General features: G+C 62.9%; 12 protein-coding genes and 1 pseudogene. 9 read left to right on the forward strand and 4 right to left on the reverse strand.

All coding sequences use genetic code 11. The annotated features are described in order from the left end of the window. Positions 1-93 precede the first annotated feature (93 nt). The gene (locus MHK00_RS01275) at positions 94-630 is read right to left on the reverse strand and encodes a type II toxin-antitoxin system PemK/MazF family toxin (protein ID WP_005324116.1); all 537 of its coding nucleotides are present in this window, start codon (positions 628-630) and stop codon (positions 94-96) included. Positions 631-648: 18 nt separating this feature from the next. Between MHK00_RS01275 and lepA the strand changes: the two genes are divergently transcribed. After that, the gene (gene lepA / locus MHK00_RS01280) at positions 649-2,499 is read left to right on the forward strand and encodes a translation elongation factor 4 (RefSeq protein WP_005324118.1); all 1,851 of its coding nucleotides are present in this window, start codon (positions 649-651) and stop codon (positions 2,497-2,499) included. Between the two features lie 202 nt (positions 2,500-2,701). Here lepA and MHK00_RS01285 read toward each other — a convergent pair. Next, positions 2,702-3,691 (reverse strand): annotated as a pseudogene (locus tag MHK00_RS01285) (HNH endonuclease signature motif containing protein). A 157-nt stretch (positions 3,692-3,848) separates the two neighbouring features. On the opposite strand from MHK00_RS01285, the gene MHK00_RS01290 reads away from it, so the two are divergent. The 6 genes from MHK00_RS01290 (at position 3,849) to MHK00_RS01315 (ending at position 9,704) form a co-directional block, all read left to right on the forward strand. Continuing rightward, entirely contained in the window at positions 3,849-5,225 is a 1,377-nt protein-coding gene (locus tag MHK00_RS01290; protein ID WP_005326385.1) for a M20 metallopeptidase family protein, read from the forward strand. Positions 5,226-5,267: 42 nt separating this feature from the next. Next, positions 5,268-6,506 carry a sensor histidine kinase gene (locus MHK00_RS01295; RefSeq protein ID WP_250410114.1) on the forward strand — a complete coding sequence of 413 codons (1,239 nt, stop codon included), beginning with the start codon at positions 5,268-5,270 and terminating at the stop codon, positions 6,504-6,506. After that, positions 6,503-7,114 carry a hypothetical protein gene (locus tag MHK00_RS01300; protein ID WP_005326387.1) on the forward strand — a complete coding sequence of 204 codons (612 nt, stop codon included), beginning with the start codon at positions 6,503-6,505 and terminating at the stop codon, positions 7,112-7,114. Before MHK00_RS01295 ends, MHK00_RS01300 begins: the two co-directional genes overlap by 4 nt. After that, positions 7,111-7,776, forward strand: a complete 666-nt coding sequence (locus MHK00_RS01305; RefSeq protein WP_250410115.1) for a response regulator — start codon at positions 7,111-7,113, stop codon at positions 7,774-7,776. Before MHK00_RS01300 ends, MHK00_RS01305 begins: the two co-directional genes overlap by 4 nt. A 66-nt stretch (positions 7,777-7,842) precedes the next feature. Continuing rightward, positions 7,843-9,054 (forward strand): sensor histidine kinase, encoded by a 1,212-nt coding sequence (locus MHK00_RS01310; RefSeq protein ID WP_250410116.1) that lies wholly within the window; start codon positions 7,843-7,845, stop codon positions 9,052-9,054. Next, on the forward strand, positions 9,051-9,704 hold the full coding sequence (locus MHK00_RS01315; protein WP_250410117.1) for a response regulator: 654 nt from the start codon (positions 9,051-9,053) through the stop codon (positions 9,702-9,704). Before MHK00_RS01310 ends, MHK00_RS01315 begins: the two co-directional genes overlap by 4 nt. Here MHK00_RS01315 and MHK00_RS01320 read toward each other — a convergent pair. Both MHK00_RS01320 and MHK00_RS01325 read right to left on the reverse strand, forming a co-directional pair. Beyond that, positions 9,701-10,081 carry a hypothetical protein gene (locus MHK00_RS01320; RefSeq protein WP_250410118.1) on the reverse strand — a complete coding sequence of 127 codons (381 nt, stop codon included), beginning with the start codon at positions 10,079-10,081 and terminating at the stop codon, positions 9,701-9,703. The two genes, MHK00_RS01315 and MHK00_RS01320, sit on opposite strands and share 4 nt — an antisense overlap. Beyond that, positions 10,081-11,913: a BCCT family transporter gene (locus tag MHK00_RS01325; protein WP_250410222.1), complete on the reverse strand. Its 1,833-nt coding sequence runs from the start codon at positions 11,911-11,913 to the stop codon at positions 10,081-10,083. Before MHK00_RS01325 ends, MHK00_RS01320 begins: the two co-directional genes overlap by 1 nt. Before the next feature lie 275 nt (positions 11,914-12,188). On the opposite strand from MHK00_RS01325, the gene MHK00_RS01330 reads away from it, so the two are divergent. Together MHK00_RS01330 and MHK00_RS11905 are read left to right on the forward strand one after the other, a co-directional pair. Next, the gene (locus MHK00_RS01330) at positions 12,189-13,571 is read left to right on the forward strand and encodes a YeeE/YedE thiosulfate transporter family protein (protein ID WP_250410119.1); all 1,383 of its coding nucleotides are present in this window, start codon (positions 12,189-12,191) and stop codon (positions 13,569-13,571) included. Positions 13,572-13,656: 85 nt separating this feature from the next. Next, entirely contained in the window at positions 13,657-13,779 is a 123-nt protein-coding gene (locus MHK00_RS11905) for a hypothetical protein (protein ID WP_255342548.1), read from the forward strand. The last annotated feature ends 1 nt before the right edge of the window (position 13,780 follow it).

Genomic DNA, 13,780 nt, shown 5'->3' on the forward strand with positions numbered 1-13,780 from the left:
CCAACGCGCCCGGCAAGTAAGTAACCAACACACAATAGCAGTACCGAACCCGACCTGCCAAAACTCTCCCCGTGGCCGCCGGCCGCGCGGCGGCTAGGCCCAGTGGTAGCGCGCCCGCAGCCTATTCGCGATTCGTTCGAACCTGCGTTCCGGGAAAAGCGTGCCTTGCCGGCGCACCTGCTCCTCGGATACCTCGAGCAGGCGGTCGAGGCGCACCCAGCAATCGCACCCGGACTCGTCCCACTCGCCGGAACCGATTTCCAGCCAGGCGTCGTCAAGCGCATGCTTTGGGTTGGGGGAGATAAGCAAACCCATCACCGTGGTGCGGGTGCGGCCCACGACCAAAATGGCGCGCTCGCGCGGCGGAGACTGCTTTCCCTCGGCCGGCACCCACACCCAGACCACCTCGCCGGAATCGGCCTGGCCGTCCATATCGGGGGAGAAAAATATGGAGCGGGGGTGGGAGGCGGTGGCCTCTACCCGGATATCGGCGGCCTTGCGCGGCTCGTGGAACTCATCCGACCTATCCAGCCCCAACCGGGAATTAATGCGGCTCAGGCCGGTGTCTATGGGCTCGCGCTCGCTGATTCCCAGCGCTTGGCGCAGACGGGTGAGCATGGCGCTTTTCATGTCGACTATTGTAGACGTATGTCTGAAAACTTTGCGGCCACGACGTTTACGGATCCCGCCCGAATCCGAAACTTCTGCATTATTGCTCACATCGACCACGGCAAGTCGACGCTGGCGGACCGCATCCTGCAGCTATCCAAGGTGGTTGCGGAGCGCGATATGCGTGACCAGTTCCTCGATAATATGGACATCGAGCGCGAGCGCGGCATCACCATTAAGGCGCAGAACGTGCGCCTGCCGTGGGTGCCTCAGTCCGGCACCGCGCAGGGGGAGCAGATTGTCATGCAGATGATCGACACCCCCGGCCACGTGGACTTTACTTACGAGGTCTCCCGCGCGCTCGAGGCGTGTGAGGGCGCTATCCTGCTTGTCGACGCCGCCCAGGGCATCGAAGCCCAAACCCTCGCTAACCTCTACCTGGCGATGGAAAACGACCTGGAAATCATCCCGGTCCTCAATAAAATCGACCTGCCGGCCGCCGACCCGGAAAAATACGCACTGGAGATCGCCAATATCATTGGCTGCGAGCCGGAAGAGGTGCTGCGCGTGTCCGGCAAGACCGGCGAGGGCGTCGTCGAGCTGCTGGATAAGGTCTGCGAGCTGGTCCCGCCGCCGTCTTCTGAATTCGACGCCGATGCGCCGGCCCGCGCCATGATTTTTGACTCGGTCTATGACACCTACCGCGGCGTGGTGACCTATATCCGCATGGTGGACGGCAAGCTTACTCCGCGCCAGAAGGTCACCATGATGTCGACCAACGCCAACCATGAGCTGCTGGAAATCGGCATCGTCTCGCCCACGATGCAAAAGTGCGAAGGCTTGGGACCTGGCGAGGTGGGCTACCTCATTACCGGCGTAAAGGACGTCCGCGAGACCAAGGTGGGCGATACCGTCACCTGGTCTAACGGCGGCGCCGAGACCCCACTCAAGGGCTACAAGGACCCAGACCCGATGGTCTACTCCGGCCTTTTCCCCATTTCCCAGGCCGACTTCCCGGACCTGCGCGATGCTCTGGAAAAGCTGCAGCTTAACGACGCCTCCTTAACCTTCGAACCCGAAACCTCCGTCGCCCTCGGCTTTGGTTTCCGCTGCGGCTTCTTGGGTCTGTTACACATGGAAATTACCCGCGACCGCTTGGAGCGCGAGTTCGGCCTCGACCTGATTTCCACCGCGCCTTCGGTGACCTACCGCGTGGTGGCTGAAGACGGCGAGGAAAAGTGGGTCCACAACCCGTCTGACTGGCCGGAAGGAAAGCTCAACGAGGTCTATGAGCCCGTGGTGAAGATGACCGTCATCGTGCCCGAGCAATTCGTCGGCCCCACCATGGAGCTGTGTCAGTCCAAGCGCGGCCAGATGGGCGGCATGGACTACCTTTCCGAGGACCGCGTTGAGCTGCGCTACACCATGCCGCTCGGCGAAATCATCTTCGACTTCTTCGATATGCTCAAGTCCCGCACCAAGGGCTACGCTTCGCTGAACTATGAAGAGGCCGGCGAGCAACTCGCGGACCTGGTAAAGGTCGACATCCTGCTCAACGGCGACCCGGTCGACGCCTTTTCTGCCATCGTTCACCGCGATTCCGCCCAGTGGTACGGCAATAAGATGACCAAGAAGCTCAAGGAGCTCATCCCGCGCCAGCAGTTCGAGGTGCCCGTCCAGGCGGCCATCGGCTCGAAGATCATCGCCCGCGAAAACATCCGCGCCATGCGCAAGGACGTGCTGGCCAAGTGCTACGGCGGCGATATCTCCCGTAAGCGCAAGCTGCTGGAAAAGCAGAAGGCCGGTAAGAAGCGCATGAAGACCTTGGGCTCCGTCTCGGTGCCGCAGGAGGCCTTCGTGGCCGCGCTGTCTACCGACGCCGACGATTAATCCACCCAAGCACGCCGAACCCACCTCGCAGCCGCGCCTTGGTTGCGAGGTCGAGTCCAGCGGTAGTCTTCTGCGGCAGGCTTGAGCGCCCACGCCGCACCCACGCCGCGCCCGGCCCGTACGGTCGGTTTACTGTGGTCGGTTTCCGCGGCCGGGATACGCGGCTGGGATACGTGGTAGGACTGGGGCTTTAGGCGAGTAGCTAGGTTGAATCGGCCCAGGGCGGGACCCAGACTATTCGGCCCTGCCGGCGCTCCAGCCGGCCGCGCACCGGCGGCGCGTGCGGATCGTCGTCGTTGACGCCGTTGTGATACGGGCACGCCACGCTGAGGTTCGCCATATTGGTCTCGCCGCCGTGTTTCCACGCCTGCAGGTGGTGGATTTGGCACTTATCCGCCGGATAGTTGCACTCGGCCCACGGGCAGGTGGGGTTTTCCGCGCCCGCCATCAGCCGCTGCTTTTCCGAGGCATGCCGCGAGGTGCGATACAGGTTTACCGCTCCCTCATAAGGATGAACGAGGGTGACGAGCCCGCATTCGGCCAAGCGCTTTTCCACCAGCTTCGCGCCGCTGATTTCGGCACCATTGGTCAGCCGCAGCGTGATTTACTCGCCTCCACCGCTTAAGATTTCATCCAATTCATCGAGCTGGATGATGATATTCGTCGTGGCAGTAGGCCGCGCCGTAGCCCCACCGCGGAAGAAGATATTCTCTACGGAATCAAGCGGCTTTTCCTCATTGATGCTGGCGTGCAGGTCAGCAATGAAATCGGAATCGCCGGTAATCGAGAGCGTCGACGGGCCGCCCTTGCGCCGCGTCATTCGCACGCCTTTCTCCGGCTGCCGCGGCGGATACATCTCCTTCAATCGCGTGCGCGCGAGCCGCTCCACGTCTTGGTCGGTCGCGCATAGTTCAGCGCGCAGCGCCCACGCATCCCGCTTGGATTTCGTGCGCGAGACGTACTTTTCGATGATCTTCAACGTCGCCAAGCAATGCTTGGTCGCCCGGCACGAGCGCTGCCGGCGGGTGAAGGGGGTGGGGCCAAAGTAGACGTCGGCAAGCGCAAGCAGGCTCCGGGCCTCCTGCCGAGGAAGCCCCAGCCGCCGCAGGTCGGCCTCGCGCGCGCCAGAGACCTCGCCGAGAAGCTCCATCGGCGAGGCAAGTTGGCGGGCGTAGTCCTGCAAGCGGGTCATGCCGGTGAGCCTAAGGCACCCCGCAAGCCCGCGGTAGCCCACCCGCGCCCGCCTGTGGATAACTCGCCCCACCCGTCACACCAACCCCGAACCCGCCGGGCGCCCTGTGGATAACCTGCGGTACCCTCGAATAGGAAAGCGAGAAAAGGAGCTCCCCATGACTGACCCGACCAAGCGAATTCGCCCCACCAACCCCGGCCGCCTGGCCGCCCCGCGCCAGGCCCAGCAGCTGCCGCCCCTGCCGGTGACGCGGGCGCGCATTGGTGAGCGGGTAGCCACCGAGGTATTCCAGGAAATGGGCGAGGGCATGCTCGAGGAGCTGCAGAATTTCCGCCGCGACCTGCACCGCAACCCGGAAATCGGCCTGGACCTACCGCGCACGCAGAAGAAGGTCCTAGAAGCGCTGGAGGGCCTGCCGCTGGAGATACACGTGGGCCAGGATTTGAGCTCGGTGGTGGCTGTGCTGCGCGGCGGCCAGCGCGGCGAGCGGCCGGTGTCGGTGCTTTTGCGCGCGGACATGGACGCCTTGGAGGTGCGCGAGCAGACCGGCAGCCCGTTCGCGTCGACGAATGGGTACATGCACGCCTGCGGCCACGACTTGCACACCGCCGGCCTGGTGGGCGCGGCGCGGATTCTGTGCGAGCACCGCGAGGAGTTGCACGGCGATGTCACCTTCATGTTCCAGCCCGGCGAGGAAGGCCCGGGCGGCGCGCTGCCGATGATTGAGGAGGGCGTGCTCGACGCCGCTGGCCGACGCCCCATTGCCGCCTACGGCCTGCACGTCGGCCCGCAGGATCGCGGCACCTTCCACTATGTGCCAGGCCCGATGATGGCCAGCTCCTCCAACCTGACCATCACGGTGTTGGGCAAGGGCGGGCACGGTTCCCGCCCGCACGATGCCATCGACCCGGTGGCGGCGCTGGCGGAGATTCAGATGTCGCTGCAGACCGCGCTGACCCGCCGTTTTGATGCGCTGGAGCCCATCGTGATTACCGTGACCAACCTGTGGGCGGGCGACGGCGCGTATAACGCCATCCCGGAGCGCGCGGCTTTGGGCGCGACGGTGCGCGTGCTGCGCGATGAAAAGATCGACGCCGTGCGGCAGATGATTACGGAGGTCTCCAGCTCCGTCGCTGCCTCGCACCGCTGCACCGCGCAGGTGGATTTCGAGATTTTGTACCCGACCACCAAGACCAATGCGCGCGAGAACCAATTCGCCGCCACCTTGTGGGGCCAGATGTTTGGCGCCGAGAACGTCCAGCCTTTCGACGCCCCGATGATGGCCTCCGAGGACTTCGGCTACGTCCTCTCCCAGGTGCCGGGCACGTTTATGTGGATGGGCACGGCCAATCCGGAAAAGCCCGAAAATCAGCGCGAGTGGAATCACTCGCCAATGATGCGCTTTGATGATTCCGTACTCGGCATGCAGGCTGCCGCGCTGGCGGCCGTGGCGTTTGAGCGCCTGGCTACCGAGAACGAGCATCCGTCCGCGCAGACGAAGGCCATGCGCGATGCGGCCGGGGTGCAGAAATAAATCATCCCTAGGGACTATGGCCGCGGGCTTAAGCTTGGGGCCATGGTCAGAACGAAGTGGAGTACGGCGGGCATTGTTGCCGCCTGCGCGGTGGCGAATTGGCTCGTCGGCATGGTGCTGATGAACCTCGATATTGAGGAGTACTCGCCGACATTTGAGGAGTACGGGCCCTATATCTGCACCGGGTTTGCGGTGGGCGTGCTGGGTATTATCGCCCTGCCCTTTGCCCTGGAGCACCAGCCGCGCGAGCTTTCCGACGTCGACTATGCCGGCTCCACCCGCAGCTTCATCGCCGGTTGCATCGTACTGCTGGGGTCTAGTTCCTATTTCGGCGCGGTCAGCGGAGTTGTGGCTTTTATTTCCATGGTCTCGCGGCGCTCGACTACGCGCTCGGTGGCCGCGGTGGCATGCTTTGTACTGGCGTTTGCGATAGATACTAGCTTCAACCCGTACCTAAGCTGGGACGAGATCGGATGGGTTGGGGCCATCTTCGTCGTGGTCGTGATGGTCGCGGGCTTGCTGGTAGGCCAAAAGCGCGGCAACCAGCGCGAAAAGCGGTGGCGGGTGGAACAGCAAGCCCGGATGAACCGCGAAGAGATGCGCGCCAAGGTGGAGCATGCGCGGCGAGAGGAGCGCGAGAGCATCGCGCGGGATATGCACGATTCGCTCTCGCATCGGTTGAGCCTTGTGGCTATTCATGCGGGAGCGCTGAGCTATCCGCGCGAGGGTGTGCCGGAGGAGTTTACGGAGGCTGCGCGCACCATCCGCGCTGAAGCCCAAAACGCGGTGGAAGATTTGCGCACCGTCTTAAGCGCCTTGCGCGAAGACCTTTCCCAGGACCCGCGCACCGGTCTAGAGGAGCTGGTCGCGAGCGCGCGGGAGGCCGGCGCAGAGGTGACTGTAACCTATGCGCACGGCACCAGCCCGGACGTTTTTGATGGGCTGTCCACGATGGCGCAGCACGCCGTGCACCGCGCAGTACAGGAGGGCCTGACGAATGCGCGCAAGCACGCCGCTGGCCAGCCGGTGAGCATTACGGTGCGCGAGGTGGCCGGTGAGGTGGGCATCGAGATGCGCAACCCGCTCCCGGCGGCTAAGGCCGATGATCGCGCGGGCAGTAGCGCCGGCGGCTACGGGCTGGTGGGCCTGCGCGAGCGCGTTGAGCTATCCGGCGGGCGCATGAGCATCGTGGCTAACCAGGAAATCCCAGAAGGAAAGGGAGGCGAGGAATTCGGATGGAGTATCCAGCTACCGCTAGCGCACAAGGAGGCCACACGATGAGCGAGATGAGCTGGCAACTGCGCCATCCCGAATACGGGCTCATGCGCATCGACCTAGAAGAAACCACGGCCCGCGAGGGGTGGACGGGAAAGTACTTAGACTTTAAGCGCAGTCTTTTTATCTCCACCGTCAACGGAACCTCGCGCAAGCTCAGCTATACCGATACCGATGACTCGGCCTATAGCCTGGAATTCCTGCGCGGGCACAGCGACGATAACGCGCCCAAAGACGCAGACCGCATCGAGCTGGTGGAGCGCCGCGGTTATGTCGTGCCGGAGTTTCGCGGGCAAGGCGCGAGGGTGCTGTTTGCGGCGGTGGGGAAGCCGGACGTCGATAAGCGGCTGCATCGGGTAAGCCTATGGACGTTGCTCCTGCAGGCTGCGCTGACATTCATCGCGGCCACACTAGTCATCGAATTTTTCCCCAAATTCTTCGAAAAGCTAAACGATATTCTCGTGCCCTCGTTCCTCAATGGCGTAGTGGCGGGCCACGCGGGAATCGTGCCCGTAGCGCTGGCGGCAGTGGTAGCGGTTACTGTGGCTTATACGCCCGTCGCATCGCAGTTGTGGCGCGCGCGGTGGAATCAACCAGTAGGAAAGGGAGCATGATGGCCGATGCCCTGCGCGTAGTGCTCGTTGATGACGAGGAACTTGTCCGCAGCGGCCTGCGTCTGCTGCTATCCAACGCGCCCGATATCGAGGTCGTGGCCGAGGCGAGCAATGGCCGGGACGCGGTGGCTACCGTGCTCGACGCGCAGCCCGATGTGGTGCTGATGGATATTCGCATGCCGGTCATGGATGGCATCGCGGCCGTGGAGAAGATTCTGTCCGTTCACGCAGTGCCGATCATCATGCTCACGGCCTTCGATACCGATTCCTTCATCCTGCGGGCTCTGCGTGCCGGGGCGGCTGGGTTCCTGCTGAAGTCGACGCCGCCGGAATCGCTCATGGCGGCCGTGCGTGCGGCCGCGGCGGGGCAGCCGTTGTTGAGCCCGCAGGTCGTCGACAAGCTGGTAGGCATGCAAGGCCCCGCGCTTGACGACGCCCATTCGCACCACACCCGCACCGCTCGCAACCACCTAGGTAGGCTTAGCTCCCGCGAGCGCGAAATCGCCGAGCTGGTGGCCCAGGGCTTGAATAATCAAGACATCGCCGACCAACTGGTGGTGTCCATGGCCACGGTGAAATCGCATATGCAGCATATTCTGAAAAAGATCGGCGGTACCAGCCGCGTGCACATCGCCATTATGGTCTTAGAGGCGCGTGGCTGAGGACGGAGAATCCTCCCTGCGGGGGATACCGCAGGTGCGGCGGGTCGGCTTAGACTGGTGCGCGTTATGAAGTTATTCCGAAAATCCGACGAGATGCTCCAGCGCCCGCTGTGGCAGAAGCTCATCATTGCGGCGGTGGCAGTGATAGGCGATTTTGCCGTCTTTTCCGTCCGGTTTAGCGAGAGCGACGGATCGCCCGAAAGGCTGTTTATTTTTTTCGCGGCGACGATCGGAACGTGGATCTTATTGCCCTTTGCTCTCCGCCATGCTGCGCGGGAGCGTGACCCGCGTAGCACCCAGCCCGGCCCGCGCAGCGCGTTGGTAGCCGCAACCATTATTTCGGCGACGGTGACGATTGCTGAGCCCCGCCCCTCGGTATTTATAGCGGCGTTTTCTGTGGCCTCGCGCCGCAGCCGGTTGTGGATGGCGACGGTATGTGCGGCCATGGTGGCCTCGAAGCTGGTCACTCTCGATCTATCTCGAAGCGAAGGGCTTAATGCTCCCGGGAAGCTGGGATTTTTCATTGCCATCATCCTCCCAGCAGTAGTGGTTTTAGTCGTCGGGTTGGTTCGCTCGAACCAGAAGGAGCGCACGATTGCGCTGCAGGCGCAGGCGGAGCTCACGCACGAGGAAATGGCCACGCGGGAGAGTTTTGCGCGGCAGGAAGAGCGCGACCGGATCGCGCGGGATATGCACGATACACTCTCGCATCGGCTGAGCATGATTGCGGTCTACGCCGGCGGGTTGGCCTACCGCAAAGACCTAGATCCGGAAGAGACGCGGAAGTCCGCGCGCACGATTCGCGATGAAGCCGAAGCCGCCGTGGGGGATCTGCGCGAGGCTTTGCACTCGCTGCGCAGCGAGGGGCGCATCGATCCGCGCGAGGGCGTGGAATCGCTGGTGGAGCGTTCCCGCCGGGCAGGCATGTACGTGGAGGTGCGCTACCAGCGGGGCGCGGGGCCGCAGTCGCTGGCGGAGCTTAGCACCATGGCCGGCCACGCGCTCAACCGCGCGGTGCAGGAGGGCTTGACCAACGCCCGCAAGCACGCGCCGGGCGAGCCGGTGACCATCACCATCGCCGCGCTTGCCGACGCCCTGTCTATCACCATGGCCAACCCCACCGCCCAGGCTGGGGAAAAGGGGAGTGGGAACAGTGGCGGGTACGGGATCGTCGGCATGCGCGAGCGCGCTAGTGTGGTGGGCGGATCGCTGCAGGTAAATGATGAGGACGATAGGTTCTCGTGGACTCTGTGCCTGCCCAGGAAGGAAGTACAGTGAGTGAGATTCGTGTGGTGCTCGTCGATGATGAGCCGCTGCTGCGCCACGGCCTGCGCATGATCTTGGAAGGCGCGCCGGGCATCAGCGTCATCGGTGAGGCCGGAAACGGCAAGGAGGGAGTCGAGCTCATCCTGGCCGAGGAGCCGGACGTGGTGCTGATGGATATTCGCATGCCGGTCATGGACGGCATCGAGGCGACGGCGCAGCTGCACTCGTTGGCCGGCGCGCGCGATATCCCGGTGGTGATGCTCACCGCCTTTGATACCGACGAATTCATCCTGCACGCCCTGCGCGCAGGTGCCGTGGGCTTTTTGTTGAAGACGACGGCGCCGGAGGCGCTGGTGGCGTCGGTAAGAGCGGCGGCCCAAGGCCAGCAACAGCTTAGCCCGAAGGTGCTAGAAAACCTGGTGGGGCTGGCGGCCACACCGCCGCAGCCGGAGCAGGAGATGATTCAGCCCAGCGGGCTGGCCGGGCTGAGCGAGCGCGAAAATGAAATCGCCCAGCTGGTAGCCCAAGGGCTGAGCAACGCCGAGATTGCCGAGCAGCTGTTCATCTCCCTGACCACGGTCAAGACGCACATGAAGCACATCCTGGCCAAAATCGATGGCACCAACCGGGTGCATATCGCGATTGCGGTGCTCGGCGGTTAGGGCCGTCGGAAAATGGCGGAGGCTAGGCCTACCAGCGCGATGACGCCGACGATGATGGAGGCTGCCGGCCAGTACTGCGGGAAGTACTTGAGTGTGTAGCTGAATACTTGGCCGTCATCGAACTGCTGCCATAGTGCGAAGGGCATCCACCATAGCTTGCTCAGCGCCAGGATCGCGCCCACCAGGCCGGCTGTCACCCGCGCGCCACCGCGCAGGAAGAAGCTTGCCGCAACCAGCAGTACGCCCGCGATGGTCAGGGCGAAGAGGAGGGGAGTTTCGGTGCCGAGCGGAGAGCCGCGCAGCAGGAACTCGTGGTCGATTGCATGTTGCTCGATGAGCGTATAGCCATCGAGGACAACGTCGTCTGGGATGCCCATTACTTCTCCTTCTTTTCACCCTCAAAGTCGGGGTGGTTCTTATCGTGTTTAGGATTGTAGCCGTCGGACCAGACTCCGGTATCGAAGTCGTAGTCGACGTTTTCGCCTTCCTCATCGGTGCGCTGGTACCACTCGGTATAGCGCTCGGCGGAGGAATCGAAATCGTGGCCGGCGCCGCGGTCGCCCTCGGCGTGCTGAACGGTGAACTCGAAGTCATCGCCATGCTCTTCGATGCCGCGCATGACCGCGTTATCCATCGCCGTGCGGGCGTAGGTGCGGCGGATAAACATCGGGTCCGAGCGCAGGTCGCGAATGAAGGCCACCATCATGACCAAAAGGACTACGCAGAAGGGGAGGGCGGCGAGGATGGTGAGGTTCTGCAGGCCAGTTAGCACGTCTTCGCCGCCGGTCAGCAGCATGACGATGGCGATGCCCATCATGCACACGCCCCAGAAGATGACCACGAGCTTATTTGGGGTGGGATCACCCTTGGAGGACATCGTTCCCATCACCACGGAGGCCGAATCCGCCGAGGTGACGAAGAAGACGGCCAAGACCACCAGCAGGATATAGGGCGTAATGGAGCCCAAAGGCAGATCCTGGAACATGGCGAAGAGCACCTGCTCATTAGAGGATTCGCCGTCGAAGCCGGCGATGCCTTCGCGGTTAAAGGAAATCGCGGTGCCGCCAAAGATGGTAAAGGCGAGGATGAGGATGGTGGTAGGGGCGAAAACCGTGACGGCGGTAAATTCCCGGATGGTGCGACCGCGGGAGATGCGGGCGACAAAGAGGCCGACGAACGGCGTCCAGGCAATCCACCAGGCCCAGTAGAAGGCGGTCCAGTAGGACTGGAACTCGATGGTCTCATCGCCCCAGGACAATCCCTTGGCCATCATCGGCAGAAGCTGATCGATGTAGGTGACGATGCCGGCCGGGATGAGGTTGAGTAGGAGCAGGGTGGGGCCGACGAGGAAGACGAAGACCACCAGACCCAACGTCAGCGAGAGATTGATATTGGAAAGGTAGCGCACGCCGCGCGCCACGCCGGAGACCGCGGAGAGGATAAACGCGCAGCCGAGCACGGCGATAATGATGATGAGCGCGGTATTGGTCATGGTGCCCGCACCGCGGATGATGGTGACACCTTCACCGATCTGGATGGCGGATAGGCCCAAGGTGGCGGCGGTGCCGAAGAGGGTGGCGATGAGCGCGAGGACGTCGATAAGCTTGCCCACTGGCCCATCCGTATCGCGGGAGCCGAAAAGCGGCTTGAAGATGGAAGAGACCAAAGGCACGCGCCCGCGGCGGTAAGAGGAATAGGCAATCGCCGCGCCGACCAGCGCGTAGGCCGCCCACGGGGAAATGCCCCAGTGGTAGTGGGCCTGGGCCATGGCTTGGTGCAGGGCCTCGACGGTATTGCCGTCCACCGTGTGCGGCGGCGGGGTGAGGTAGTGCGAGAGCGGCTCGGACGGGCCATAGAAGAAGATGCCCACGCCGATGCCGGCGCCGAACATCATGGCTACCCAGCTGAAGTAGCTGAACTCGGGCTCCTCGTCATCGGTGCCGAGCTTGATGCGCCCCAACCGGGAGCAGCCGATATAGGCCATGGTGACAATGGCCAGCATCATGGTGATACTGAGCAGCCAGCCAGCGTTGGTAATGGCCCAGCCAAAGGCGGAGGAGGAGGCGCTGGCCACGCTATCGGGCATGAGGACGCCCCAGATAATGAAGGCGACGATGAGGATAGCGGTGATGAAAAACAGCGGCTTATCCAGGCCAAACTTATTGCGCTGGTCTTCGACGCTGATGCCGGGCACAAGCCCTGGGTGCATGTTATGGGGGTACAGGCCCACGGCGCTGCCCTTGTCACTTGGTTCAAGGGAACGGTGATACGCGCGGGCGGATCGAGAGGAGTTCACGAGTTCCTTACACGGCAGAGGTTTGTCCCTGCCTTACTAGACGGTTCTCTTATTGTCCTGCACTGCCGCAAAAACCGCAAATGTAGTGCATAAATGACACACTATAAAACAGGGTTGTGCAGTGGATATAGACAATTCTGTCTTTGGTGTCGTAGGCTGAAGCCCTTAACTCGAAACAAGGAGAAATTGTGATTATTACCGGACTTCTCACTGGCATCGTCTTCGGTGCCGTGCTGCAGCGCGGGCGCTTCTGCGTGACCGGCATGCTGCGCGATATTTTCCTCAATAAGACCTGGCGCGGCTTTACCGCCCTGCTCATTTTGATTTCGGTGCATGCTTTTGGCCTGACGCTGTTGACTGGCGCGGGCGTGCTTTCGCCGGAGATTAGCGATTTCAAGCCGGTAGCCGTCATCGTGGGCGGCTTCATCTTTGGCCTCGGCATTATCTTGTCCGGCGGTTGCGCGTCCGGCACGTGGTACCGCTCGGCAGAGGGCCTGGTCGGCTCATGGATTGCGCTGCTGTTTTACGGGCTTTCGGCCGCGGCCATGAAGTCCGGCCCGCTGTCCGGCGCCAATGACTGGTTCAAGCAGTGGAGCCTCCCGGTCACCACCATCCACGGCGCGCTGCACATTTCACCGTGGATCCTGGTGGCGGTCCTGTGGGGCGTGACCTTCCTGCTGTGGCGCCACTACCGGGCAAAGGACGCCGGCCGCCCGAAGGTGGATTTGGGCCAGCCGTGGTACGCCAAGCCGCTGAACATGAACATCGCGGCCGTGCTCGTCGGCATCATCGGCACAGTGGGCTTTGTGCTCTCGGCCAACGCTGGCCGCAACGGCGGCCTCGGCATCACCACGCCGACCGCGGACATCGTCCGCTGGACCGCCACCGGCGATTCCGCGCGCATGAACTGGGGCACCCTGTTGGTTATCGGCCTGCTGGTGGGCGCTTTTATCGCCGCCAAGTCCGCTGGTGAGTTCCGTGTGCGCGTGCCAGATGCACAGACCGCGACCCGCGCCATTTGGGGCGGCATCATGATGGGCGTAGGCGCGTCGCTGGCGGGCGGCTGCACCGTGGGCAATGGCATGGTGGAGACCTCCCTGTTTAGCTTCCAGGGCTGGGTATCGCTATTCTTTATGGCCCTGGGCGTCGGTGCGGGCGCGCGCCTGTGGCTGAAACCCAAGAGTGAGCCGCAGCAGCCGCAGACCTACTCCACCGAGGAATCCGTGGATAACTCGGTGGTCTCCGCCGAGGATAAGGTGCTGCCGAGCTTTGCCACTGCCACCGGGGCGGTAGCGCTCAAGACTAAGCCGCAGGCGAAGAACAAGGCCCGCGCGCTGGGCGGTGGGCGCTATGCGCTCGATACCCTCGGCGCGGTGTGCCCGTTCCCGTTGATCGAGGCCAAGCAGGTCATGGCGGAACTGGAGCCAGGCGAGGCACTGGTTATTGACTTCGACTGCACCCAGGCCACCGAATCCATTCCGCAGTGGGCGGCCGATGAGGGCCATGAGATTCGTGATTTCCATCGCTCGGGGGATGCTGGCTGGCAGGTCACGGTGGTCAAGGGCGGATAATTACATCATTGTCAGCTACTATGTGGAGGCAGAAGAATCGAGCGTGATTCTTGTGCCTCCTTTGTGGTTTGAAAGAAGTTATCGCATGCCCGAGTTTGATGATAATTCCACCGCTGTTGCGGATATTTTGCATGCCTTCGCCGTCTTTGAGCGCGAGGAAGAACACCTGCTGGACGCGGAACTGCGCCTCAACGTCTATGCCAGCTAGG

Source organism: Corynebacterium tuberculostearicum, from assembly GCF_022347385.1.
Taxonomy (GTDB): domain Bacteria; phylum Actinomycetota; class Actinomycetes; order Mycobacteriales; family Mycobacteriaceae; genus Corynebacterium; species Corynebacterium tuberculostearicum_M.